23 protein-coding genes are annotated in these 25817 nt (G+C 67.3%); 3 read left to right on the plus strand and 20 right to left on the minus strand.

Annotated features, from left to right (window positions below):
• Positions 1-25: 25 nt before the first annotated feature.
• From A5650_RS16415 to rplS, 8 genes are all read right to left on the minus strand, one after another.
• Positions 26-1453 (minus strand): MCE family protein, encoded by a 1428-nt coding sequence (locus tag A5650_RS16415; protein ID WP_067293928.1) that lies wholly within the window; start codon positions 1451-1453, stop codon positions 26-28.
• Positions 1450-2550, minus strand: coding sequence for an MCE family protein (locus A5650_RS16420; protein ID WP_067293572.1), 1101 nt, complete (start codon positions 2548-2550; stop codon positions 1450-1452). Before A5650_RS16420 ends, A5650_RS16415 begins: the two co-directional genes overlap by 4 nt.
• Positions 2550-3575: an MCE family protein gene (locus A5650_RS16425; RefSeq protein WP_067293575.1), complete on the minus strand. Its 1026-nt coding sequence runs from the start codon at positions 3573-3575 to the stop codon at positions 2550-2552. Before A5650_RS16425 ends, A5650_RS16420 begins: the two co-directional genes overlap by 1 nt.
• The gene (locus tag A5650_RS16430) at positions 3572-4765 is read right to left on the minus strand and encodes an MCE family protein (RefSeq protein ID WP_067293578.1); all 1194 of its coding nucleotides are present in this window, start codon (positions 4763-4765) and stop codon (positions 3572-3574) included. Before A5650_RS16430 ends, A5650_RS16425 begins: the two co-directional genes overlap by 4 nt.
• 570 nt (positions 4766-5335) lie before the next feature.
• Positions 5336-5641 carry a DUF2469 domain-containing protein gene (locus A5650_RS16435; protein ID WP_064398671.1) on the minus strand — a complete coding sequence of 102 codons (306 nt, stop codon included), beginning with the start codon at positions 5639-5641 and terminating at the stop codon, positions 5336-5338.
• A gap of 56 nt (positions 5642-5697) precedes the next feature.
• Complete coding sequence (locus tag A5650_RS16440) at positions 5698-6429, minus strand: ribonuclease HII (RefSeq protein WP_067293931.1); 732 nt, start codon at positions 6427-6429, stop codon at positions 5698-5700.
• Between the two features lie 39 nt (positions 6430-6468).
• A complete protein-coding gene (lepB, locus tag A5650_RS16445; protein ID WP_067293937.1) occupies positions 6469-7284 on the minus strand; it encodes a signal peptidase I in 816 nt (271 codons plus the stop codon).
• Between the two features lie 86 nt (positions 7285-7370).
• Complete coding sequence (gene rplS / locus A5650_RS16450; protein ID WP_064351209.1) at positions 7371-7712, minus strand: 50S ribosomal protein L19; 342 nt, start codon at positions 7710-7712, stop codon at positions 7371-7373.
• A 304-nt stretch (positions 7713-8016) separates the two neighbouring features.
• Between rplS and A5650_RS16455 the strand changes: the two genes are divergently transcribed.
• Entirely contained in the window at positions 8017-8961 is a 945-nt protein-coding gene (locus tag A5650_RS16455) for a serine hydrolase (protein ID WP_067293581.1), read from the plus strand.
• A 29-nt stretch (positions 8962-8990) separates the two neighbouring features.
• Here A5650_RS16455 and trmD read toward each other — a convergent pair whose 3' ends face one another.
• The 5 genes from trmD to A5650_RS16480 all read right to left on the minus strand — a co-directional run bounded on the left by trmD (position 8991) and on the right by A5650_RS16480 (position 11608).
• Positions 8991-9668: a tRNA (guanosine(37)-N1)-methyltransferase TrmD gene (trmD, locus tag A5650_RS26855; RefSeq protein ID WP_067293586.1), complete on the minus strand. Its 678-nt coding sequence runs from the start codon at positions 9666-9668 to the stop codon at positions 8991-8993.
• A gap of 3 nt (positions 9669-9671) precedes the next feature.
• Positions 9672-10187, minus strand: coding sequence for a ribosome maturation factor RimM (gene rimM, locus A5650_RS26860; protein WP_067293591.1), 516 nt, complete (start codon positions 10185-10187; stop codon positions 9672-9674).
• 8 nt (positions 10188-10195) lie between these two features.
• On the minus strand, positions 10196-10438 hold the full coding sequence (locus A5650_RS16470) for an RNA-binding protein (protein WP_003881089.1): 243 nt from the start codon (positions 10436-10438) through the stop codon (positions 10196-10198).
• An 8-nt stretch (positions 10439-10446) separates the two neighbouring features.
• Positions 10447-10950, minus strand: a complete 504-nt coding sequence (gene rpsP / locus A5650_RS16475) for a 30S ribosomal protein S16 (RefSeq protein WP_067293596.1) — start codon at positions 10948-10950, stop codon at positions 10447-10449.
• A gap of 229 nt (positions 10951-11179) precedes the next feature.
• Positions 11180-11608 (minus strand): nuclear transport factor 2 family protein, encoded by a 429-nt coding sequence (locus A5650_RS16480; protein ID WP_067293600.1) that lies wholly within the window; start codon positions 11606-11608, stop codon positions 11180-11182.
• A gap of 32 nt (positions 11609-11640) precedes the next feature.
• On the opposite strand from A5650_RS16480, the gene A5650_RS16485 reads away from it, so the two are divergent.
• Entirely contained in the window at positions 11641-12519 is an 879-nt protein-coding gene (locus tag A5650_RS16485) for a D-alanyl-D-alanine carboxypeptidase family protein (protein ID WP_067293604.1), read from the plus strand.
• 73 nt (positions 12520-12592) lie between these two features.
• Positions 12593-13438 (plus strand): D-alanyl-D-alanine carboxypeptidase family protein, encoded by an 846-nt coding sequence (locus tag A5650_RS16490; RefSeq protein ID WP_067293607.1) that lies wholly within the window; start codon positions 12593-12595, stop codon positions 13436-13438.
• A 69-nt stretch (positions 13439-13507) separates the two neighbouring features.
• On the opposite strand, the gene A5650_RS16495 is transcribed toward A5650_RS16490, so the two are convergent.
• From A5650_RS16495 to smc, 7 genes are all read right to left on the minus strand, one after another.
• Entirely contained in the window at positions 13508-14590 is a 1083-nt protein-coding gene (locus A5650_RS16495) for an amidohydrolase family protein (protein ID WP_067293609.1), read from the minus strand.
• 1 nt (position 14591) lies between these two features.
• Positions 14592-16160, minus strand: coding sequence for a signal recognition particle protein (gene ffh, locus A5650_RS16500; protein WP_067293612.1), 1569 nt, complete (start codon positions 16158-16160; stop codon positions 14592-14594).
• A 69-nt stretch (positions 16161-16229) separates the two neighbouring features.
• Positions 16230-18773 (minus strand): [protein-PII] uridylyltransferase, encoded by a 2544-nt coding sequence (locus A5650_RS16505; protein WP_082950795.1) that lies wholly within the window; start codon positions 18771-18773, stop codon positions 16230-16232.
• Positions 18774-18850: 77 nt separating this feature from the next.
• Positions 18851-19189 (minus strand): P-II family nitrogen regulator, encoded by a 339-nt coding sequence (locus A5650_RS16510; RefSeq protein WP_018600748.1) that lies wholly within the window; start codon positions 19187-19189, stop codon positions 18851-18853.
• A gap of 33 nt (positions 19190-19222) precedes the next feature.
• A complete protein-coding gene (locus A5650_RS16515; RefSeq protein WP_067293615.1) occupies positions 19223-20587 on the minus strand; it encodes an ammonium transporter in 1365 nt (454 codons plus the stop codon).
• Between the two features lie 150 nt (positions 20588-20737).
• The gene (ftsY, locus tag A5650_RS16520) at positions 20738-22084 is read right to left on the minus strand and encodes a signal recognition particle-docking protein FtsY (protein ID WP_197501900.1); all 1347 of its coding nucleotides are present in this window, start codon (positions 22082-22084) and stop codon (positions 20738-20740) included.
• A 128-nt stretch (positions 22085-22212) separates the two neighbouring features.
• On the minus strand, positions 22213-25800 hold the full coding sequence (gene smc / locus A5650_RS16525) for a chromosome segregation protein SMC (RefSeq protein ID WP_197501896.1): 3588 nt from the start codon (positions 25798-25800) through the stop codon (positions 22213-22215).
• Positions 25801-25817: the final 17 nt, after the last annotated feature.

Here is a 25817-nt window from a genome sequence, read left to right on the forward strand (position 1 = left end):
CCGGTCGCGACGAGTCGGCGGCCGATCATGAGGGTCCTCCGCCATGCGGGATCGGGGGCGCCGGCGGCGCCGGCGGGTTGGGCTGCTCGGCGGGTAGCAGCATGTCCCGCAGTGTCGGCGGACCCGGTGCTGCCGGTGCCGCGACTGATGCGGGCGCCGCGAGTGGTGCGGGCGGCATGCCCGGCGGCGCCGGCGGCGCGCCCCAGCCGGGGGGCGGCGGTACGTCTCCGATTCCCGTGTAGGCCGACACCGCGGGCGGCGGCTCGGGCTGATCGTCGGGCGGTCCACCCGCACCGGGCATCAGCTCCGGTTCGGAATACCGCAGCATGTACGACGGCGGATTCGACGTGAGGAAGAGGCTGAACGGAAACGGAACATTGTTGATGCTCGCGGTGCGCAGCCCGGGCCCGAGGTACTGCGCGCACAGCTTGCCGGTGGTCGGCGACGTCACGTTCTGCAGGGCGCCGATCATGCCGCAGAAGGCCCATACGGGATTCGACAAGTTGTTGAGCACGAACACGCCGCTGGCGGCGCCCGTGCGCGGGTCGAACATGTTGACGGCGTTGGCGATCGAGTGCGGCGCGATGTGCAGGACGTTCTCCAACGCCATGCGGTTGTCGACGAGGTTCTGCGTGACGTTGGCCAGTCGTTGGATCTGCTCGGCGGTCTGATTGCGAGTGCCCCGGATGAACCGCGTCGTCTCCCCAACGACATCCGACAGATTCTTCAGCGCGGCGTCGAGATCGGTGCGGCTGTCGTTCACCACACTCGCCAACGTCGCGAACCTGTCCTGGAACTGCACGATCTGCTCGTTGCTGTCCCGCAGCGCGGTGACGAACGTCTGCAGGTGGTTGATGGTGTCAACGATGTTGCCGCTGCCTTCGGCGAGGATGCGACCGACGCCGGACAGCTGCGCCAGCGTTTGACGCAGTTTGTCGCCGTTGCCGTCAAGCGCGTTGGCCGCGCTGTCGATGAACCGCCCGACCGACCCGGTCGACATCCCCGCTGCGGGCCCGAGGTCGGTCGCCAGCCGCATCAGCTGTTCTTTGACTTCGTTCCACTCGACGGGAACGGCTGTGCGCTCCAACGGGATGACCGCCCCGTCTTGCATCACCGGCCCGGACTCATAAGCGGGTGTCAGCTGCACGTACCGCGCAGACACCAGGTTCTGGGCGACGATCACCGCCTTCGCGTCGGCTGGAATCTTGATGCCGTGGTCAACGGCCAACCTCATCTCCGCCTGGGTGCCGACCGGTTTGATCGATTCGATCGAGCCGACCTTGACGCCGGCGATGCGAACCTCGTCGCCGGGATAGATCGCGGTGGCAGTGGTGAAGTGGGCGGTGATCGTCGTGGGTCGGAACACGGTCTGCCGGATCAGAACCACGAGCCCGCCGACGAGCGCCACGACCAATGCGACCGCGAGTGCGCGCTTGACCCAGATGTTGTTCATCGCCCCGGCCCCCACTGCTCATTGGGCATCGGAATTCCGTTGTACGGGAACGGAAGCTCGGCGCGCGGCCCGGCGTTGTCGGGCGGCTGGCCGGCGTTGACCCCGCGCCGGAACCCGAACGCGTAGTCAAAGAACGGTTGGAAGATCTGGGCGAAGAAGATATTGGGTATGTAGGCCTGGTAGTACGGCCCGTTCCCAATCGTCTCGCCCAATGTGATCTGGAACTTCGCCAGCCCCGGAAGCGCCTTGGCGATATTGTCGCGATTCTTCTCCAGGATCGCGGTGACCCCGTTCAGCTTCTCCAGCGTGGGAGCGAGCTCCTCCTCGTTGTCGGCTATGAGACCGGAAAGCTGTTGCGACAACGCCGATGTGTGGGCGAGCAGTTCGACGATGGCGTAGCGACGTGCCGACAGCACCGATACCAAGTCGTTGGCATTGAGGATCAGCGTGTTCACCTTCTGGCTGCGGTCCGACAGGATCTCGGTGACGTCGGCACCGTTTTCGAGCAGGTCCCCCAGCGTTTCGTCGCGGTCGTTGATCGCCTTCGACAGCCGGGTCAGCCCGTCGAACGCGGGCCCCAGCTGCGGCGCCACCTGGTCCAGGGTCGCCGACAACGTGTCCAACGACTGGTTCAGCGACGCGGTGTCGGTGCCCGCGGTGTTGCTCGTCAGCTCGCTGACCGCCTCGGTCAGCGAGTACGGGGACCCGGTGCGCGACACGGGAATCACATCCATCGGGTGTAGCGATCCCTCGCCCTTGGACTCCAGGGTCACGACGCGCTCGCCCAGCAGCGTTCCGGTGCGGATGTGTGCGGTCGTGGCCGATCCCAACGACACCGAACCATCGACCACCAGCGTCACCGACGCGTTGCGTCCCTGCAGGGCGACGTCGGAGACGGTGCCCACCTTGATACCCGAGATCACCACGTCGTTGCCCGGCGCCAGCCCGCCCGCGTCGCTGAACAACGCCTGATACCGCACCGCCGTCGCCCAGGACACCAGCCGTTCCGGAGCGAGCCCGACCGCGATGACGAGGACGATCAGTACCACGCCGAGGAAACCGGCGCGGATCAGTTGTCTTCCACGGTATTTCAGCATCAGGGTTCGGCACACCTCCCGTTTTCCTGTTTCAGCCAGGGGAAGACGGCGGTGCGGCCCTGCAGGTCGGTCACCCGCCACTTGAGTTCGCAAATGTAGTAATTGAAGAAGCTGCCGTACGCCCCGGTGCGGACCAGCTTGCGATAGTTCTCCGGCGCCTTCTGCAGCGAAGTGTCGAGTCGGTCCTTCTGGAAGTCGAGGTTGGGCGCCAACCGGGCGAGCTGATCGACGGTGCCCGCCAGCGGTGCGCGCGCCTCGCTGAGGAGATCGGCCACCGAGGCCGATCCGTTGTTCAGCGATTCGATCGCTGTGCCGATCGGGTCGCGTTCCGCCGCAAGCTCCGTGACGAGCTTCTCCAAGCGGTCGACCGTGCCCGAGAACTTGTCCCCCTCGCGATTCAGGGTGGCGAGCAGGGTGTGCAGGTTTTCGATCAGCGCCTGAATCGTCTGGTTGTGCTCGGCGAGAGCCGCGGTGAAGCCGGAAGTGTTGTTCAGCAGCGACTGCAAGGTGCCGCCCTGTCCTTGGAAGATCTGGATCAACGATGCCGACAGCGCGTTCACATCCTCCGGATTGAGTCCCCGGATAACGGGTTTGAGGCCGCCGAGAAGCAGATCGAGGTCGAGCGCGCCCTGGGTCTGCTCCAACGGGATCTGAGACCCGGGTGACATCGACGTTCCGTCGGGGCCCTCGATCAGTTCGAGGTACCGGTCGCCGACGAGGTTGAGATAGCGCACCGCTGCCCGCGTGCCCGTTGTCATGCGCACGTTCGGATCGGCGTCGAATTTAACCAAGACCGTTTTGTCGGGCTGCAGTTTGACGCTGTTGACCGTGCCGACCCGCATCCCTGCCACCCGCACGGACTGCCCGGCCTTCAGCCGGGAGGCATCGGCGAACACCGCGGTGTAGTCCTTCGTGCTGCCTGTTTGGTACTGGCCGAAGATGAAGAACAGCGATGCGGTCAGCATCGCCATCACCAGGGCGAAGAGCCCGAACTTGACCAGAGTCGGCCGCAGCGAACGCCTCATCCGGGCATTCCGATCTGTGCCGTATTTCGGGGCGGCCCAGCGGTTTCGGTGTCGGGGAACATGATCTGCTTGATCAGGTCGGAGTTGAGGACGATGCCCGGGTAGGTGCGTCGCCACGGGTTGGTCCCGGTGTCGGCCACGACGTACGGTGGCACACCCTCGAACGGCATGTTCGGCGTCCCGGTGCACTGCGGACCGCCCTCGGCGCCGGCCTTGGGCAGATCATCGGGATAGCGGTACCGCTCCTGGGCCCACAGGAAACCGGCCAGGACCTCGACGCCCGGCGATTTGAACGGTGGCCGGTGTGACAACTCGATCATGCCCGCCAGCGCACACCACAGCGCCTGGTTGTACTCGTTGGTCAACGCGGTGGTCGGCACCAGCAGCCGCACGACCTCCGCGAGCGACTGGCTGTTCTGCCCGATCACCTCGTTGCCGACGTCGGCCAATCCGGTGACGCTGACCAGTGCCGCGTCCAGATCGTTTTGTTTGTCGACGATGGAGTCGCTGATGGTCGCCGCGTTGTCGGCGATCGAGACGAAATCCCCCGCCGCATCGGCGTATGAGCGCAGCACGCCCGGAGCGAGTTCCAGGTCGCGGTTCAGCGCGGGCAGGCTTGGTTCGAGCGTCGCGAGATAGGAGTCCAGATCGGAGAGCATCTTCCCGAACTTGTTGCCCCGGCCGGACACCGCCTGCGCGATGGCACCGAGCGTGGCATTCAGTTTCGCCGGTTCGATCGTCGACAGCACCGAGGTCAGCTGTTCGAAGACGGTGTTGACCTCGACCATCACGTGTTGGGCCTCAATCACCTGACCGGCGCGCAGCGATTGCGGTGACGGGTCGTCGGGGAAGACGAATTGCACTTGCTTGGCGCCGAAGACGGTCGGCGAGGCGATGTCGACCAGCGCGTTGGCCGGAATCGCGTCGAGGCGAGAGGGATCCATCGCGAGATGCAGTGCCGCCTCACCGCTGGGAAGATCTTCGATCGATGCGACCCGTCCGACCTGAACACCTCGGACCTGTACCTTCGCATCGGGGTTCATCACGAGACCGGCGCGCTGCGAAATGACCGTTACCGGAACGGTATCGGAGAAGTCGCCCCGAAACAGGCTCGCCGCCACGACGAAGACCGCGACGATCGCGACGATCGACACCAAGCCGACGAGGGGCCGAAGTACCGCGCGCTTCACCGAGCGTCTCCGTCCACGTACTCGAGATGTCCCGCACCGCACCCGATTGGTCGGTATGACAAGCCTGTGTTCCCCCCAGCATGCGATCGAGGACGGTGCAGGACTTTACGCCGGAACATATCTTTGGGTCAATCGCTCCCGGTTAGCTACTGGAAATTCGAGGTCGCGGATACTCTTTCGTGCGGACAGAGACAGGAAAGGCGTTTGCTGCGCAAGCATGTCACACAGTTCCAAGCTGTTCAACCGGTAAAAATGGGACAGATACCTGTTATCTGTCTCGCCTTCGCGACGTAGGTGGCCAGCGTGTCAGCGTCGTCGCCAAGCAGGCAAAATGGAACAATGATTAGGCCCAACATGGGCATCGCCCAGCGCAACCGTAAGGCGTCCGATTCAAACATGGGCGTCTTCGGCGAGTCTCAATGATGCCGTGTCGCCGATCCCCGAGGGCTTGAATGGCAATCTTTATGAGAATAGAGACGGACGGTCTCAAAAAGGCCCTGCGGCAACCACATCGGTCCGCCATCCGTCGTGAACATTAACTGTCGGCGGCGTCAACCGACGCTGCCGCGACTATTCCGGAAGCCGTAATTCGGGCTTTTCGACCTCTTCGATATTGACGTCTTTGAAGGTGATCACTCGCACCTGCTTGACGAAGCGGGCGGGCCGGTACATGTCCCAGACCCAGGCGTCGGCCAGACGCAGCTCGAAATAGACCTCTCCATCGGAGTTGCGCGGCACGAGTTCAACGCTGTTGGCGAGGTAGAACCTGCGCTCGGTTTCCACCACGTAACTGAACTGGCCGACGATGTCCTTGTATTCGCGGTAAAGCGAGAGCTCCATCTCGGTTTCGTACTTCTCGAGATCTTCGGCACTCATCGGCTCAGCTGTCCTTCATGTTGGTCGCTGCCCCCCTTGTTGGCTCCCATTGTCCCCTACCCCGCTTCGTCGCGTTGATGCGGTGGACCCACCTGGTCGGCGTCGACCAGTTCGGTCACCACCTTGATCCCTCCGGCCGTGGCCACCCGGCGGACGTTGATGAACGAGTACCGGTGCTGACTACAGGGCCCCAGCTCGGCCAGCGCGGCGCTGTGCGCCGGGGTGCTGTAGCCCTTGTGATCCGCGAAACCATAGCCGGGATGTTCGGCCTCCATCTTCACCATCAACCGGTCGCGGCTGACCTTGGCCAGCACGCTGGCCGCGGCGATACACGCCGCCGCCGCGTCACCTCCCACCACCGGAAGCGACGGTACCGCCAGCCCGGGCACGCGGAAGCCGTCGGAGAGTACGTAGCCGGGGCGTACCGGAAGGCCGGCCACCGCCCGGCGCATGCCTTCGATGTTGGCCACGTGCACGCCGCGGCGGTCCACCTCCACCGAGGGGATGAACACCACGTGATAGGCCAGCGCGTAGCGCCGGATCAGCGGGAAGAGGCGCTCGCGCTCCTTTTCGTTCAGCTTCTTCGAGTCGTCGAGGGCCGAGAGGCTCTCCAGCCGGTTCGGGCCGAGGACGCAGGCGGCGACGACGAGAGGTCCCGCGCACGCACCCCGCCCGACCTCGTCGACGCCGGCGACCGGTCCGAGGCCGCTGCGATACAGCGCAGACTCCAACGTGCGCAGCCCCGAGGATTTCCGGATCACAGTGCGCGGTGGCCATGTCGCCGGCAAGAACACCCTCTCCTCTTGCGTCCTGGTGCGTCGTGGCGGTTATGTTTGCGGGTTCACGCTGCTCACGCCACCCCAACGGGAGGGAGGCCATGCGATGAACCGCGCCTTACCGATGACATTGTCCACCGGGACGGTGCCGGCCATCGGGTCACCCGTGCACAGCAGACCCTTCTGGGCGTCGGCAGGGGTATTGGTGCAGTGCGCGCGGGAGTCCGCGGAGTGGGTGCGATTGTCCCCCATCACCCACAGCCGCCCTTCGGGCACCGTCACGGGCCCGAACTCGTTGCCCAGGCAGGGGTAAACCGCGGGGTCGGCGCGCATGGTGTTGGGGTCCAGATACGGTTCGTCGAGCCGCTTTCCGTCCACGGTCAATCCGGTCGCCGCTCGACATTCGACGGTCTGGCCACCGACGGCGACGATTCGCTTGACGAGATCGTTCTCATCGGGCGGGACGAACCCCACGACCGAAAGCGCATTCTGGACCCACCGGATCGCGGTGTTGTCCGAGCGGATCGACCGGTAGTTGATGTTCCAGTTGGGCGGGCCCTTGAACACGACGACGTCGCCGGGTTGCGGGGAGGCGAACCGGTAGGACAGTTTGTCCACCATGATCCGGTCACCGGTGCAGCCGGGGCAGCCGTGCAGCGTCGGTTCCATCGACTCGGACGGAATCAGGTAGGGCCGGGCGACGAACGTCAGCATGACGTAGTACAGAATCAATGCGATCGAGATCAGGATCGCGAATTCCCGTAGCGCGCCGCCCTTTTTCTTGGGCTTCTCCGCCGCGTCGTCCGGCGAAGTGTCTTCGGGCGGGCGCTCGGTCGATGCCTCGTCGGACTCTGCGGAACCGGTCACCGCATCAGAGTAGCCAGCGCCGTGCTCAACCTCGCGCTGCTCGCGCTCCAAGGATCAGGTCCCGGCGCCGACGGCCGACCCGGAGGTCAGCGCTTCTCCTTGATCTTCGCCTTTTTGCCGCGAAGCTCGCGCAGGTAGTAAAGCTTGGCGCGGCGCACGTCACCGCGCGTCACGACGTCGATGTGATCGATGTTGGGCGAATGCACCGGGAAGGTCCGCTCGACGCCGACGCCGTAGCTTTCCTTGCGCACCGTGAAGGTCTCGCGGACACCGCCGCCCTGGCGGCGCAGGACCACACCCTTGAAGACCTGGATGCGCTCCTTGGAGCCCTCGATGACCTTGACGTGCACGTTGACGGTGTCGCCGGGACCGAAGTCCGGGATGTCGTCGCGCAGCGATGTCTGATCGACGAAGTCCAGCGTGTTCATCGGTGACACTTCCTTGCGGTTGGCGGCTGCGGGCGCTTGGACATAAGCCTGCCGAGCCGAACTGATCGGGCGAATCGGGGTGTATCTCGCAGCGGGCGGAACTGGCCGTTCCCGGGTCCTGCACAGACAACTGCTCAATTGTGCCAGATGGCGGCCCTCCGGCGAAATCGTGCCGGTTCGCCCCGCCGATCCTTCGTAAGGTTAGCTAAGCAGGCGGCGGTGGTACCCAACCATTAGGCTTGATACCAGGGGCTTGAGCGATGCGGCGGGGCCCGACTTCCGATCCAGTCATTCGAGGAGGGTCATGCGACGGCGGCCGTCGATGCTGGTCAGGATGATCGCACTGATCGCCGTTGCGGTCTTGACCGCCGCCGGGTGCGAGGCGAAGGTGCACGGCACGCCACCTCACCCCGCGGGTCCGCAGCTGACCGTCGTCGCGCCGCAGGGCAACATGGCCCCACTGCCCGAGACTCCGCCCGACGAACCCGCCGCCTCCTTCGGCGGCCTGGACGCTCGCGCTGCGAAAGCCACCACGCAGGCCGCAGAGGCCGGCGCCGACCTCTCGATCGCCGTTCTCGACCGCAACACCGGATACCTGGTGTCCAACGGCAACAACGAGGCGATGCCGATCGCGTCGGTGGTCAAGCTGTTCATCGCCGACGACCTTTTGTTGCAGGAGTCGCAGAACAAGACCGAACTCACGCCCGAGGACCGCAAGGCGTTCGAGGCGATGTTGCGCTCCTCCGACGACAGCGCCGCCGAAGTCTTCTGGAACCGCAGCGGTGGCAGCGAGATCGTCTCGCGCGTCACCGCGAGATACGGTCTGGATGCGACCAGGACGCCGTACAACGGCCGCTGGTTCAACACCTTGAGCACGACACAAGACCTGGTCCGGTACTACTCGGAGATGCTCTCGGGCGGCGGCGGACTACCGCTGGACAAGGCCGACATCATCCTGTCGAACCTGGCGGCGTCGACACCCACGGCCCCCGACGGCACGGTGCCCGGCGGCGTGTACCCGCAGCGGTTCGGCATTCCGGAAGGGCTCTACGACGAGCGGGTGGCGGTCAAGCAGGGGTGGTTCTGCTGTTGGAACGGCGGCAACTGGGTGCACTGGTCCACCGGAGCGATCGGCGCGGACCGTCGCTTCGTCATGGCGATCGCGTCGATGCAACCCGCCGACGACGCCACCGCCCGCAACACGATCACCCAGGCGGTCAAGACCATGTTCCCCGGGGGCCGGATCTAGCGGCGTAGAGGTCGTCACCTGACGCGCGGTCAGTCGAGCAGGTCGGGGCGACGCTCGCGGGTGCGCTCGAGCCCCTGCTCGCGACGCCAGGCGGCGATCCTGGCGTGGTCGCCGGACAACAGGATCTCGGGCACGTCGAGGCCCCGCCAGCTGGGCGGCCGGGTGTAGCTGGGGCTCTCGAGAATGCCCGCGGAATGCGAATCCTGTTGGTGCGACGCGGGATTCCCGAGCACACCGGGCAACAACCGCACGACGGCCTCGATCATCACCAGTGTGGCCGACTCGCCGCCGGGCAGCACGTAGTCACCGATCGACACCTCCTCGACGCGCATTCGGCGCGAAGCGTCCTCGACGACTCGCTGGTCGATTCCCTCGTAGCGTCCGCAAGCGAACACCAGGTGTTTCTCGTCGGCCCACGCCGCGGCGTCGGCCTGGCGGAACAGCCGCCCCGCGGGGGTCGGCACCACGAGAAGCGTTTCGTCCGAACAGATCTCGTCGAGCGCCTCACCCCACACCGGCGCCTTCATCACCATGCCCGGTCCCCCACCGTAGGGAGCGTCGTCGACCGAGCGGTGCACATCGTGCGTCCAGCGCCGCAGATCGTGAACGGCCAGCTCGACGATGCCGGACTCGATGGCCTTGCCGGGCAACGACTGTCGCAACGGCTCGAGGTATGCCGGGAAGATCGTCAGGACGTCTATGCGCATGGCTCAGATCTCCAGCAGACCTTCCGGCGGGTCGATCTCGACCAGCTGATCGGCCAAGGACACCGACGTCACGATCGCGCTGACGAACGGCACCAGCACCTCGCGGTCGTCGCCGCGGACCGCGAGCAACTCCCCGGCCGCCGTGTGCAACACCTCGGTGACGGTGCCGACATCGACGCCGTCGGTGGTGCGTACCCGCAGCCCCTCGAGTTGATGGTCGTAGTACTCGTCGGGGTCTTCGATCGGCGGAAGCTGCTGCGAGTCGACGAGGAACACGATGCCGCGCAACGCGTCGGCGGCGTTGCGGTCTTCGATGCCGTCCAACCGGATCAGCAACCGGCCGCCGTGTTCGCGCACCGACGTGATCGTGTACCCGCGCTCGGCGCCACCCTTGGCGGGGCGACCGCGCAACGACACCCCCGGCGCGAACCGCGCGTCGGGATCGTCGGTGCGCACGTCCACCACCACTTCACCGGTGATGCCGTGCGCTTTGACGACGCGCCCGACAACGAGGTCCATGCGCGGAGCTACTGGTCGGTGTCCACCACGTCCACGCGGATACCGCGGCCACCGATGCCGGCGACCAGCGTGCGCAGCGCGGTCGCGGTGCGGCCACCCCGCCCGATCACCTTGCCCAGGTCATCGGGATGGACGTGAACCTCGACGGTGCGGCCACGACGGCTGGTCACCATGTCGACGCGGACATCGTCCGGGTTGTCGACGATCCCGCGCACCAGGTGTTCGACCGCGTCGACGACGACAGAACTCACGGCCGGGCTCAGCTTTCAGTGGCGCCGGAGACCGTGGCGTCCTCGCCCTCAGCGGGGGGCTCGGACTGGTCCTTGGTGGGCGCCGGATCGGCCTGCGCCTCGGTCTCGGCGGCCTTTTTGGCGGGCGCCTTCTTCTTCTTGGGCTGCGTGGCCTCGGTGCTCGGACCGCCCTCGGCCTCCGCGAGCGCGGCGTTGAACAGCTCCAGCTTGCTGGGCTTGGGCTCCTTGACCTTCAGCGTGCCCTCGGCACCCGGCAGGCCCTTGAACTTCTGCCAGTCGCCGGTGATCTTCAGCAGCGCGAGCACGGGCTCGGTCGGCTGGGCGCCAACGCCGAGCCAGTACTGGGCCCGCTCCGAGTCGATCTCGATGAGGCTCGGGTCTTCCTTCGGGTGGTACCGGCCGATGACCTCGATGGCCCGGCCCTGGCGGCGGGTGCGCGCGTCGGCGACGGCGATGCGGTACTGGGGGTTGCGGATCTTGCCGAGCCGCGTGAGCTTGATCTTTACAGCCATGGTTGTGCGTCTTCTCCTGTGATTGCCACGCTGGCAATTCAGCGATCGAGGCGGAGTGCCCCGGCCCGGTTTTGCCCTTGCGCGTGTGACCGCCGCAGGGTCGTAATCCCGCGGTAGACAGCCGCCCATTGTGCCAGAACAGCCCCGACCGGGAGAAATCCGCTCGGTCAGCCGCGGCCCTTGAGGGTTGATTCCACGCTCCCGGGGGCCGATCAACCCGTCAGCGCGATCAGAGGAGCTTGTCGAAGCATTTCTCCTCGACCCGCTTGCTCATCCGCCAGCCCTCGGCCGTGCGCACGAACTCGTCGACGTACCAGATCCCGACGAAGTAGATCTGGCGCTCGTCTTGGGTGACGCCGCCCATCACCATCGGGTTGAAGCAGATCGCGCGGGACGACCCGGTGTCGCCCGTGATGCGGATGTCGACGTTGCCCAGCATGTGGTAGTACGCCGGGAAGTTCGGCAGCACGTCCTTGAGCCACGCCTTCACCTCCGGAAAATGGCCGTCGATGCCGCCGGTGACGCGGTAGTCGATGTAGGCGTCCGGCGTGAAAACCCGGTCGAGGTCGTCGAATCGCTTCCCATCGATGGCGGTCGAGTAGTCGATCAGCAATTGCTGGATCTCGAAGCGGGCCGAAATCTCTTCCAGGCTCAACATGCGTCGATTGAACACGACTAGGCTGCCTGCCCATGCGCAAGCTGATGATCTGCGTCATGACCGTGCTGTGCGTGACGCTCTGGGGGACCTCGAACGCCGCCGCCGCTCCCGTCGGCGTCAGCCAACCGTCGGGTTCGGTTCCGGTTCCCGACGGTCCGGCCCACGCCTGGGTGCTCGCCGATATGGATACCGGCGCAGTACTGGCGGCGCGTGACGAATACGCGCAGTACGCGCCGGCCAGCACGATCAAGGTGCTGCTGGCGTTGACGGTGCTCGATGAGCTGCCGCTGGACGCCACCGTGGTCGCCAACGAGGCCGACACCGAGGTCGAGTGCAACTGCGCGGGCGTCACGCCCGGCATGGTGTACACAACCCGCCAGTTGCTCGAGGGGCTGCTGCTGGTGTCGGGCAACGACGCGGCCAACACCCTGGCGACCATGCTCGGCGGTTACGACGTCGGCGTGGCGAAGATGAACGCCAAGGCCGCACAGCTCGGCGCTAACGGTACCCACGCGGCATCGCCTTCGGGTCTCGACGGGCCCGGCATCGACATGTGGTCGTCGCCGCGCGATCTCGCGGTCATCTTCCGCGCCGCGATGGCCAACCCGGTGTTCGCGTCGATCACCGCACAGCCGACGGCGGTCTTCCCCACCGAGGCCGGCGACAAGGTGCTGGTCAACCAGGACGAACTGCTCAAGCGGTATCCGGGCATGCTCGGCGGCAAGACCGGATTCACCGACCGCGCCCAGAAGACCTTCGTCGGCGCGGCGCAGCGCGACGGCCGCCGGTTGGTCGTCGCGTTGATGTACGGCATGGACAAGCCCGGCCAGCCCACCTATTGGGACCAGGCCATGGGCCTGTTCGACTGGGGCTTTGCGCTGGGCCCGGGAGTCGGAATCGGCGCGCTGTGATCACCCGCTGAGTTGCTGAATCGCAACGCATCCGAGACCGGGACTCCGAACGGCGTCGATACGCTCGGCGTCCATGCGAAGCATGTTGGCCGCGTTGGCCATCGCGCTGTCTTGCGCAATGGCGGCGACCATCGGCGTCGCCCCGCCCGCCCCGGCCCAGCCGCGGGGTGAACCGTCCGGCGCTGTCGCACTGCCGGACGGACCGGCACAGGCGTGGGTGCTCGCCGACCTCGACTCGGGGCGAATCCTCGCTTCGCGCAATCCGTTTGAACCCCATGCCCCGGCCAGCACCATCAAGGCGCTGCTGGCGATGGTGGTCCTCGACCAACTGCCGCTCAACGCGGTGATTGCCGCGAGGCCCGAAGCCGCCGACGTCGAATGCTCCTGTGCCGGAGTGAAAGCCGGACGCGCCTACGCGGTGCGACAACTGCTCGACGGCCTGATGTTGGTGTCGGGCAACGACGCCGCCAACGTTCTGGCGGACGGTCTCGGCGGATACCGGGTCGCGGTGGCCAAGATGAATGCCAAGGCGCAGGCGCTGGGGGCACGCAGCACGCGTGCATCGTCGCCCTCGGGGCTCGACGGTCCGGGCATGGAGTCGTTCACCACCGCGAGCGATCTCGCGGTGATCTATCGCCAAGCGCTGCGCTATCCCGTGTTCGCCGCGATCGTGCGTCAGCCGTCGTCGTTGTTCCCGACCGACAACGGGCCGAAGACGATCACCAACCAGAACAAGTTGCTCGAGCGCTATCCGGGCACGCTCGTCGGCAAGACCGGCTACACCAACCTGGCCCGCGACACCTTCGCCGCCGCGGCGCAGCGCGGCAATCGGCGACTTGTGGTCGCGCAGTTGTACGGCAACGGCGATCTCTACGGGCAGGCGATCCAACTGTTCGACTGGGGTTTCAGCCAGCCTTAGACATTGCGCGAGCGACCGTGTTTGCACACGACACGCCGCCATTTCGCGGCATCTTGCGGTCGCTCGCCCTCAGGGGAAGGTGCGTCCGCGCAGAATCACCAGGTCCGGCTGGTTGACGACGCCCGGGCCGTTACGCGGATCGTCGGAATAGCAGACAAGATCGGCAGATGCATCGTGCTCCATAGCCGGGCGGCCAAGCCACTCGCGGGCAGTCCAGCAGGCGGCGCCCAATGCCTCGGTCGGGGCCATCCCGATGTGTGTGAGCGCCTCGATCTCGTCCGCGATCCGGCCGTGCGCCACCATGCTGCCCGCGTCCGTGCCCGCGTAGATCGGGATGCCGGCCTCGCGAGCGGCGGCGATGCGCGGATAGCACTTCTCGTGCAGGTCCCGCATGTGCTTGGCATACGCCGGGTATTTCGACGCGCCGTCGGCGATGCCCGGGAAGTTGGCGATGTTGATCAGCGTCGGCACCAGCGCCGTACCGTGCTCGACCATCAGATCGATGGTGTCGTCGGTGAGGCCGGTTCCGTGTTCGATGCAGTCGATACCCGCCTTGATCAGCCCCGGCAGCGCGTCCTCGCTGAAGACGTGCGCCGTCACGCGGGCACCGTTGGCGTGGGCGGCGTCGATCGCGACCTTGAGCACGTCCTCAGACCACAGCGGCGCCAGGTCGCCGACCTCGCGGTCGATCCAGTCGCCGACGAGCTTGACCCACCCGTCGCCGAAGCGCGCCTGCTCGGCCACCGCCTCGGGCAGCGCGGATTCGTCGTCCAGCTCAATCGCGAAGCCGCGCTGATAGCGCTTGGGTTTGGCCAGGTGGCGGCCCGCGCGGATGATCTCCGGCAGATCGTCGCGGTCGGCGAGGCTGCGGGTGTCGATCGGAGAGCCGGCGTCGCGCAGCAGCAGCGCGCCGACGTCGCGTTCGACCTCGGCCTGGGTGATGCAGTCGTCGAGGTTGTCGAGCGGGCCGTGGTCGCCGAGACCGACGTGGCAGTGAGCGTCGACGAGCCCAGGCAGGATCCACCCGCCGTCAAACACCGTCTCCGCGCCACTGACCGGTTCCGCGCTCAGCACGCCGCGGTCGATCCACCACTCCACCGGCTGCTCGTCGGGCAGTCCGACGCCGCGGACATGAAGAACGGGGAGCTTCACGCTAGTTCTGACCCGGGAACTTCAACTTCGAGAGGTCGATGTCGGCCAGGCCGGGCGGCAGCTCGTCGAGGCCCTTGGGCATATCGGACAGATCCGGAAAACTCCCGGGCATACCGGGCATCCCGGCGCCGAGCGGATTGCGCACCTTCGGTTGCGTCGGCCCCCGGCCTCCCTTCTTGCCCTTGCCGCCCTTCTTCTTGTTCTTGGAAGCCTTGCGAGAGTTCTTGCGGCCGAATGGCATACCCATCTGCCCGGCCATCTGCGACATCATCTTGCGGGCCTCGAAGAATCGCTCGACGAGCTGGTTGACCTCGCCGACGGTAACGCCCGATCCGTTGGCGATGCGCAGCCGACGAGACCCGTTGATGATCTTGGGATCGGCGCGCTCCTCGGGCGTCATACCGCGGATGATCGCCTGCAGGCGGTCGAGCTGTTTGTCGTCGACGGCGGCCAGCGCATCCTTCATCTGCCCCGCGCCGGGCAGCATGCCCAGCAGGTTGCCGATCGGACCCATCTTGCGAATCGCCAACATCTGCTCGAGGAAGTCCTCCAGCGTCAGCTCGCCGCTGCCGATCTTGGCGGCGGCCTCTTCGGCCTTCTGGGCGTCGAAGACCTGCTCGGCCTGCTCGATCAGCGACAGCACGTCGCCCATGCCCAGGATTCGGCTGGCCATCCGGTCCGGATGGAAGACGTCGAAGTCCTCGAGCTTCTCGCCGCTGGACGCGAAGAGGATCGGCACACCGGTGATCTCGCGAACCGACAGCGCGGCACCGCCGCGGGCGTCACCGTCGAGCTTGGTCAACACCACGCCGGTGAACCCGACACCCTCGCGGAACGCCTCGGCGGTGGTGACGGCGTCCTGGCCGATCATCGCGTCCAGCACGAAGATCACTTCGTCCGGATCGACGGCCTCCCTGATCGCGGCGGCCTGGCTCATCAGCTCCTCGTCGATGCCGAGGCGGCCAGCGGTGTCGACGATCACCGCGTCGAAGTGCTTGGCCTTGGCCTCGGCCAGGCCCGCGGCCGCGACGGCGACCGGATCGCCGGGTGCCGCATCGGCCGCACCGTCGGCCGACACGCCCGGGTGGGGCGCGAAGACCGCGACGTCAGCGCGCTGGCCGACGATCTGCAGCTGGTTGACCGCGCCCGGCCGCTGCAGGTCGCACGCCACCAGAAGCGGCGTGTGCCCTTGCACGCGAAGCCATCTCGCGAGCTTGCCGGCCAACGTGGTCTTGCCGGAACCTTGCAGACCGGCCAGCATGATGACCGTCGGCGGCGTCTTGGCGAACGCCAGCGGGCGGGTCTCCCCACCGAGGATGCCGATGAGTTCCTCGTTGACGATCTTGACGACCTGCTGGGCCGGGTTGAGCGCGCCGGACACCTCGGCGCCGCGGGCGCGTTCCTTGATGCGGTTGACGAACGCGCGCACGACGGGCAGAGACACGTCGGCTTCGAGCAGTGCCAGCCGGATCTCGCGGGTGGTCGCGTCGATATCGGCGTCGGTCAGCCGCCCCTTGCCGCGCAGCCCCTGCAGGGCGCCGGTCAACCGGTCGGACAGGGATTCAAACACGACGTCCAGCCTAATGGGAGCCGGGAGTGACCCGCCCGAGCAGGGCATGCACGCCGGGAACGCCCGTGATCAGCTCGCTTCGGACACCGGCTTGGGGGGAGGCGGTGCGGGCAGCACCGCGTACAGGTCGCGTTCGACCTCGTCGCGTACGCCCGGGTCGGCGGTGATGCCGAACAGGTCGACCACCGATGACCCCATGGTGGTCACCTTCGCCCAGGCGATGTCGATGCCGTCGCGCTCGAAGACGGCGGTGAGCCGCGCCAGCAGACCGGCGCGGTCGGTGCTGCGAATCTGTACGACGAGCTCACCGGACCGGGCCCCCTCGGACCACAGGATGCGTGGCGGGGCGGCGACGTGGTTTATCGGGACGGCGGCAGGCACCTCACCCGCCCGCGCGGTGCCGTACTGCGCGGCCTCGCGTTCACGGCGATCCAGCGCCTCCTGCACGTCGAGTTCACCGTCGAGCGCGAGGATGAACTGCTGACGCAGCAAACCGGCCGCCGGCGGAGAGCCGAAACGTGGGGAGACGACGAACGTGTTGATCGCCGAACCCTCGTACCCGTTGACGGACGCCGAGTGCACCCGCAGCGAGTTCAGCGCCAGAACGCCTGCCGCCTTCGACAACAGACCCCGCCGATCCGGCGCGATGATCGTGACGTTGTAGATGTGCGGGCTGTCGCCCGGCGACAGCTCGACATGAACTCCGACCTCGGCGGCGAGCGAAAGGTATCGCGGGTCAATGGGATCCGGTTCGGGCAGCGGCTCGCCCGCCATTACCGTCCTGCAGCGGCGGGCCAGGTCGCCGATGAGCGAGGCTTTCCAGTCACCCCAGACGCCCGGGCCGGTCGCCAGCGAGTCGGCTTCGGCGAGCACATGGAGCAGCTCCAGCAGCACGAGGTCGCCGTCAAGGGCGTCGACGACGGCCGCGATCGTGTTGGGGTCCTGCAGGTCGCGACGCGTCGCGGTGTGCGGCAGCAAGAGGTGGTGGCGGACCACCTTCGACAAAAGCTCGACGTCGGACGGCCAGAGCCCCAGCCGGGTGCCGATCTGAGTCGCCAACTCGGCTCCGATGACGCTGTGGTCGCCGCCGCGCCCCTTGCCGATGTCGTGGCACAGGGCGCCGAGCATCAGAAGGTCTGGACGCGACACGCGTGTCGTGAAAGCGCTTGCCCGCGAGACGGTTTCGACCAGATGCCGGTCGACGGTCCAGATATGCACCACGTCGCGGGGCGGAAGGTCGCGCACCGCTCCCCATTCCGGGAACAACCGGCCCCACAGACCGGTGCGGTCCAGCGCCTCGATCGTGGCCACCGCCGACGGGCCTGCGGCGAGCATGACGAGCAGATCCTTGAGGGCCTGGGCGGGCCACGGCGCGCGCAGTTCGGGCGCGGCCTCGGCGAGCCGGGCCAGTGTCGACGCGGCCATCGGCAATCCGGTGGTCGCCGACGCGGCGGCCACCCGCAGGATCAGGCCGGGGTCACGCGCGGGGCGGGCGTCGCGGGCCAGGATCACCTCGCCGGCGAACTCGATGACCCCCTCGTCGAGCGGGCGGCGCGGCGGGCGCCGCAGCGCCGCGAACCCGCGTCGGGGCAGTGCGTTGCCCGCCGTGCGGATTCCGGCGTCGACGTAGAAGCTGATGGTGCGCGCGGCGTCGGAGAGCATGCGCGCCAGATCGAAGCGATCACCGATGTGCAACGCCGCGCCGATCTCGTCGGCATGCTGCGCCAGCAGCAGATCGCGGCCGCGACCGGCAACCCTGTGCAGTTCGGTGCGGACGTTGAGCAGCGCCATGTGGGCCTGACCCAGCGACCCGAGCGGAGACGCCGACGTCTGGTTGGGATACACGTCGGCCAGTTGCGCGATCGCCAACGCGTTGAGCAGCTGGACGTCGCGCAGGCCGCCGCGCCCGCATTTGAGGTCGGGTTCGGCGCGGTGCGCGATCTCACCGCTGCGCTGCCAGCGCGCCCGCGTGTGCTCGACGAGTTCATCGAAGCGCGAGGCGATTCCGGTACGCCACTGCCGACGGGCTCCCCCGATCAACAGTGTCGAGAGGTCGGCATCGCCGACGATGTGGCGCGCCTCGAGCATCGCCAAGCCCGCCGAAATGTCCTCCCCGGCGACCTTCAGAGCCTCGGGCACCGTGCGCACGCTGTGGTCGATGCGAATGTTGGCGTCCCACAACGGGTACCACAACAGCTCCGCCACCTGGCCGACGACATCGGAGGGCATGTTGTCGTGCAACAGCATCAGGTCCAGGTCGGAGTAGGGCACGAACTCCCCCCGGCCCAGCCCACCGGTGGCGACGATCGCGAAGCCGCTGGTGGGCGTGATGCCGATCTCGGTGGCCTTGGTGGTGAGCCAGAATTCGTGCAGGTCCAGCAGCGCGTGGCGCAGGCCGGCCGAATCCAGTTGGCGGGCACCGTCTGTCAGCAGTTGTTTGATCGCGGCCGCGAGGTCGTTGGCCGGTCGAGACGAGGACGCCGCCGGCGCCACCCACTGGGGGGCACCGGTGGCGGTTGAATGCTCCTCGCGCGAGCGCTCGTCGGCGGTTGAATGCTTCTCGCGCGAGCGCTCATCGCGCTCGTTGGCGGGGCCAGGAATCTGCTTTGCCATGTCGCCCTCTCCCGCCCTCTCGATTGCCGCTTGCCGTGTGATCGGTCGGGAGACGAACTCTCAGTTCTGCAAGCGGCTCAAAGGGCGTCGGCTCCCCGCTCTCCGGTGCGTACCCGGACAACGGTGTCGACGGGACTCACCCACACCTTGCCGTCACCGATCTTCCCGGTCCGTGCGGCCTGGACGATGACATCGACCACCTTGTCGACGGCGGAGTCCTCGACGACGACCTCCACTCGCACCTTCGGTACGAAATCCACGGAGTACTCGGCACCGCGGTAGACCTCGGTGTGACCCTTCTGGCGGCCGTAGCCCTGAACCTCGCTGACGGTCATCCCGAGAATACCCGTCTGTTCGAGCCCGGTTTTGACGTCTTCGAGCGTGAACGGCTTGACAATCGCAGTAATCAGCTTCATGTAGTCGATCCCTTCCGAGGAAATTGTTGCCGATCAGACGAGCTCGTAAGCGGTTTCGGCATGTTCGGTTTCATCGATGCCGGTGTCCTCATCCTCCGGGGTGACACGCCAACCCAACGGCTTGACGATAAAGGCAATGATCGTCGTCATGATGCCAGTGAAGATAACCGCGGCCAAAGCGATGACCATCTGAACCACGAGCTGCTGGAAGCCGCCGCCGTAGAACAGTCCGGTCTCCGTGGCCAGGAACCCGATGCCGACGGTGCCCCACAGGCCCGCGACCAGGTGCACGCCGACCACGTCAAGCGAATCGTCGTAACCGAACTTGTACTTCAGCCCGACCGCCACAGCGGACAGCGCACCGGCGATGACACCGAGGATCAGCGACCCGATCGGCGACAACGACCCGCAGGCCGGGGTGATCGCGACGAGGCCGGCGACGACGCCCGAGGCGGCGCCCACGCTGGTGGCGTGGCCGTCGCGGATGCGCTCTACGAGCAACCAGCCGAGCATCGCGGCGGCGGTGGCGGCGGTGGTGTTGATCCAGACCTGACCGGCGAGCATGTCGGCGGCACCCTCGGATCCGACGTTGAAGCCGAACCATCCGAACCACAGAATCGCGGCGCCCAGCATCACGAACGGAATGTTGTGCGGCCGAAAGGCGATCTTGCCGAAGCCGGTCCGCTTGCCGAGCAGGATGGCCAGAACCAATGCGGCCATGCCGGCGTTGATGTGAACGACGGTGCCACCGGCGAAGTCGATGGGCGGAACGTTCGCGGTACCTTCGTCGCTGACGCCGAACAGTTTGGCCGCGATGCCGTCCTCGGCGCCGGACAACAATCCGTTACCCCAAACCATATGGGCGAGCGGGAAATACACCAGCGTCACCCAGATGCCGCCGAACACCAACCAGGTGCCGAACTTCATCCGCTCGGCCACCGCACCGCTGATCAGGGCGACGGTGATCACCGCGAAGGTCAATTGGAAGCCCGCCCACACGATCGCGGGGACGGAGCCGAAGCCACCGGCGACGTAGAGGCTGACGCCGTCCACGTCAAGTGTTTCCAGTAGTGGGCTCAGCCCGAACAACGCGAACGGGTTGTCGAAGACGCCCGCGATGTCGCTGTTGCCGGTGTGCGCCGAGGCGAACGACATCGAGTAGCCCCACAGCACGTAGATGACGCTCACCACGCCGAGGGTGCCGAACGACATCATCATCATGTTCAGCACGGACTTCTGGCGCGATAGCCCACCGTAGAAGAATGCGAGGCCCGGCGTCATGAACAGCACCAGCGCCGCGGCGGTGAGTACCCATGCGGTGTCGCCGGAGCTCAACCCATCAGGGCCGAACGGCGCGAACGCGTCATCGGGGAGAGCAAGGGGTAGGGCTGAAACCACTTTGTGTGAACCTCCTTGGGAAGTGCGCCGATCGGATCGGCCTCCCGAAGAGACTCTTTTGCCGGAGTTTCACCGGTGATTCTGTTCCGTTTCCGTTAAGTGAACGGACACGCCAGAAGCGTTACGCTCATGTTTCCGCGGTCGTGACGACTAGCCGAGCAACGCGTCGACGAACGCCGCAGGCTCGAAAGGCGCGAGATCGTCGGCACCCTCGCCGAGCCCAACCAACTTGACCGGCACGCCCAATTCCTGCTGAACACGGAAAACGATTCCGCCCTTGGCTGTTCCGTCGAGCTTCGTCAGCACCACGCCGGTGATGTCGACGACCTCGGCGAATACCCTGGCCTGCGGCAGGCCGTTTTGGCCGATGGTGGCGTCGAGCACCAGCAGCACCTCGTCGACCTCGGCTCGGCGGCTGACGACGCGTTTGACCTTGCCCAACTCGTCCATCAGCCCGGTCTTGGTGTGCAGGCGCCCGGCCGTGTCGATGACGATGACGTCGGCGCCTTCTTTGATGCCTTCGTCGACGGCGTCGAACGCCACGGACGCGGGATCGGCGCCTTCTGCACCGCGCACCACCTGCGCGCCCACTCTCGACGCCCACGACTGCAGCTGGTCGGCCGCTGCGGCGCGGAAGGTATCGGCCGCCCCGAGCACCACGCGGCGCCCGTCGGCGACCAGGACGCGGGCGAGCTTGCCGACCGTCGTCGTCTTACCGGTGCCGTTCACCCCGACGACCAGCAGCACCGACGGTTTGTCCTCGTGCGGCAGGGCCTTGATGGAGCGGTCGAGGCCGGGCTGCAGTTCGTCGATGAGGACCTCGCGCAGCACGTCGCGGGCGTCGGCCTCGGTGCGCACCCGGCTGCTGGCCATCCGGGCCCGCAGCGCCGAGACCACCGACTCGGTCACGACCGGACCGAGATCGGCGATCAGCAGGGTGTCCTCGACTTCCTCCCACGACTCGTCGTCGAGGTCACCCCCACCGAGCAGTCCGAGCATGCTGCGTCCGAGCGTGTTCTGCGATTTGGCCAGCCGGCCGCGCAGCCGCTCCAGGCGCCCTTCGGTCGGCGCGATCTCATCGAGGATGGGCGCCGATTCAGCGGGTGCGGGCTCGGCAGGCTCCTCGACGACGGGAGCTGGTTCGACGGGCGGCGGTTCTGTAGGTGCGGGTGCGGCGGGCGGCGCGGGTCGCTCCTCCACCGGCAGCTCGGGCAACTGCACGTCGGCGATCGGGCGCTTCGGTGCATCGCGTGGGATCGTGGCGTCATCGCCGACGGCGGGCAGGCCGGTGGTGTCGATGCGTTCGGCGGGCGCGGGGGGCGCAGACTGCGAGAAGGTGATGCCCGAGGAGGCCGTATAGCCGCCGGATCGGTCGATCGGGGTGGCGGTGTCGGTCTTCGACAGCCGGATGCGCCGGCGTCGATACCGGACCAGCCCGATGACGAGCGCGGTGACCAACAAAACGGCGATGACCGCGATCGCGATCCACAAACCCATCGAGCCAGCATCTGTCACGGCGCCATTGTCTCAAGGTGAGTCGCGCCGATGCCTCCGCGCCCCCTCGGGGCCGCGGTTTGTGCACCCCGTGTTGCGCTCAGCGCGCCGAACGGTGCACAGATCGCCGATCAGTTGGCGGCGCCGACCAGTTCCTGCCCGCGCATGCGCTGGCTGATGACCGCGGTGATGCCGTCGTCGCGCATGGTCACGCCGTACAGCGCGTCGGCGACCTCCATCGTCGGCTTCTGGTGGGTGATCACGATCAGCTGCGACCGCTCGCGCAACTGCTCGAAGAGGCTGATCAACCGGCGCAGATTCACGTCGTCGAGCGCCGCCTCGACCTCGTCCATCACGTAGAACGGCGACGGCCTCGCGCGGAAGATCGCCACGAGCATCGCGACGGCGGTCAGCGACTTCTCTCCACCGGAGAGCAGCGAGAGCCGCTTGATCTTCTTGCCGGGCGGCCGTGCCTCGACCTCGATGCCGGTGGTCAGCATGTCGTTGGGGTCGGTCAGCAGCAGCCGGCCCTCGCCGCCGGGGAACAGCGTCGAAAACACTTGGGTGAACTCGCGTTCCACGTCGGCGTAGGCTTCGGTGAACACCTGCAGGATGCGGGCGTCGACGTCCTCGATCACGTCGAGCAGGTCCCTGCGCGCACCCTTGACGTCCTCGAGCTGGGTGGACAGGAAGTTGTACCGCTCCTCGAGCGCGGCGAACTCCTCGAGCGCAAGCGGATTGACCCGGCCCAGCTCGTTGAGCTCACGCTCGGCCTTCTTGGCGCGCCGTTCCTGCGTCGCCCGGTCGAACGGCATCGGGGCGGGCGCGGTGACCTGCTCGCCGCGCTCGCGCGCCTGCTCGAACTCGGCCATCTCCAATTCCGTTGGCGGCAGCGGCACATCGGGTCCGTACTCGGCGATCAGATCTGCGGTCGCCATGCCGAACTGCTCGAGGATCTGCTCCTCGAGCTGTTCGATCCGCATCGCGGCCTGGGCCTTGGCGACCTCGTCCTTGTGCAGCGCCTCGGTGAGGCCGTTGAACTTGCCTGTAAGGTCGTTGACTTCGTCCCGGGCCTTGGCCAGCGCGGCGGCGCGGTGCTGCCGTTCGGCGGCGACCTCGTCGCGGGCTCGCGACGCCACCGCCACGACCGCGCTCAACCGTTGCGCCACAACGCGACCCGACTCTGCGACCGCGGCGGCCACCGCGGCGGCGTGCTGACGCGCCTCGCGGGCACGCTTGGCGCGCAGCCTGGCCTCACGTTCGGCCGCGGCGGCCCGGCGCAGCGAATCCGCCCTGCCGCGAACGGCGTTCGCGCGCTCCTCGGCGGTGCGCACCTCCAGCCGGGCCTCCACCTCGGCGGCGCGGGCCGCCTCCGCCGCGGCCGTCGTCTCCTGGCGGTTGACGGGCTCCGCCTCAAACGTCGGCTCCTGCTGCGCATTGTGCAGTCGCTGCTCGAGCTGTGCGAGTTCCTCGACGGTGCGGGAGCGGTTGGCTTCCAGCTCATTTCGCTGCTGGATCAGCCGTTGCCACTCGTCGTCCGCGGCACGCGCATCCTGACCGAGCCGGCCTAACTGCTCGTAGATCGCCGAGATCGCCGCGTCGGATTCGTTGAGCGCCGCAAGCGCCTGCTCCGCGGCGTCCTGACGGCTCGCTTGTTCGGCCAGCGCTCCGGACAGCGCCGCCGACAGCTCGCCGACCTGCCGCTCGGCCTCGGCGAGCTCGGCGCGGGCCTTCTCGACCTCGGACGCGATCTCGAGCGTGCTCGGTTTGCGATCAGACCCGCCGCTGACCCAACCCGCGCCCACGAGGTCACCGTCGGTGGTGACCGCCCGCAACGTCGGGCGGGCGGCCACCAGATCGAGTGCGGCGGCCAGATCTGACACCACCACGACGTCGGAGAGCATCGCCCGCACCGCACCCTGCAACCGCGACGGCGCTTCGACCATGTCCACCGCACGCACCGCACCCTCGGGCAAGGAGTGCTCCTGTGCCGCTTCGTGATTCGGCCAGTCGCTGAGTACGATCGCAGCGCGGCCGCCGTCGGACTCCTTGAGCGCGGCGACCGCATCGCGTGCGGCGCCGGGGCTTTCGGCGGCCACCGCGTCGGCCGCGGCGCCCAGCACGGCCGCGACCGCCACCTCGTAGCCGCTGCGCACCTTCAGCAGGTTGGCGATCGAACCGAGAAGCCCTGCCCCGCCGCGGTTCTTCTGCAGCCAGGCCGCACCGTCCTTGCGGTCCAGACCGACCGACAGCGCCTCGATACGCGCGCGCAGCGAGGCGACCTGACGTTCGGCGCCGCGCTCGGCGGCCTGCAGTTCGGCGACGCGCTCGTCGGCGAGGCGCAGCGCGGCGACGGTGCGGTCGTGGTGTTCGTCGAGACCGACCTCGCCGGCGTCGAGTTCGCCGACGCGGCTCTGGATGGTCTCGAACTCGGCTTGCGTCTGCTGCGCCCGGGTGGCGGCCTCGTCGATGGTGCCGGTGAGCCGGGCGACGGTCTCGTCGATCGACTCCACGCGGGTGCGCATGGTGTCGACCTGGCCGGCCAACCGGGCCAACCCCTCACGGCGGTCGGCCTCGGCGCGCGCGGCCGCCATGTGCGCGCGTTCGGCCTCGGCGGCGATGCGCTCGCGTTCGGCGAGTTCGGCGCGAGCCGCCTCGAGCTTGCCGCGGGACTCGGTCAGCTCGGCGAGCAGCTGGCGCTCCCGCTCGGCGACCTCATCGGCCTGTGCCTCCAGCGCGTCGGGATCCGGTCCCGTCGACACCTCCGGCTCGGTGTCGAGATGCTGGGCGCGCTCGCTGGCGATGCGTACTGTCGCGCTGACGCGTTCAGCGAGCGCCGACAGCGCGAACCACGTCTGCTGCGCGGCGTCGGCGCGTTCACTCAGGCCGCCGACGGCCGCCTCGTGAGCGGCGAGTTCGGCCGTCTTGGCTTCCAGCCGTGCGGCGATCTCGTCATGTTCACGCCGCAAGGTGGTCTCGGCCTGATTGGTGTTCTCGAACTCGGCGCGGCGGGTGACGAGGTCGTCGGCGGCCAGGCGCAGCCGGGCGTCGCGCAGATCGGCCTGGATGGTCTGTGCACGACGGGCCATCTCGGCCTGGCGCCCGAGCGGTTTGAGTTGACGGCGCAGTTCAGTGGTCAGGTCGGTCAACCGGTTGAGGTTGGCCGACATCGCGTCGAGCTTGCGGACCGCCTTCTCTTTGCGCTTGCGGTGTTTGAGGACGCCGGCGGCCTCCTCGATGAACGCGCGCCTGTCCTCGGGCCGCGATTCGAGGATCTCGGAGAGCTTGCCCTGGCCGACGATGACGTGCATCTCGCGGCCGATACCGGAGTCGGACAGCAGTTCCTGGACGTCCATCAACCGGCAACTGCTGCCGTTGATCTCGTACTCGCTACCGCCGTCGCGGAACATCCGCCGGGTGATCGACACCTCGGAGTATTCGATCGGCAACGAGTTGTCGGAGTTGTCGATCGTCACCGTGACCTCGGCACGACCCAGCGGCGGCCGCGACGATGTGCCCGCGAAGATGACGTCTTCCATCTTGCCGCCGCGCAGCGTCTTGGCGCCCTGCTCGCCCATCACCCAGGTGAGCGCGTCGACCACGTTCGACTTGCCCGAGCCGTTGGGTCCGACCACGCAGGTGATGCCTGGCTCGAAGCGCAGAGTCGTCGGCGAAGCAAACGACTTGAAGCCCTTCAGCGTCAGACTCTTGAGGTGCACGACGTGCCACACTACCG

It is taken from the genome of Mycobacterium sp. 1164985.4 (assembly GCF_001668575.1).
Taxonomy (GTDB): domain Bacteria; phylum Actinomycetota; class Actinomycetes; order Mycobacteriales; family Mycobacteriaceae; genus Mycobacterium.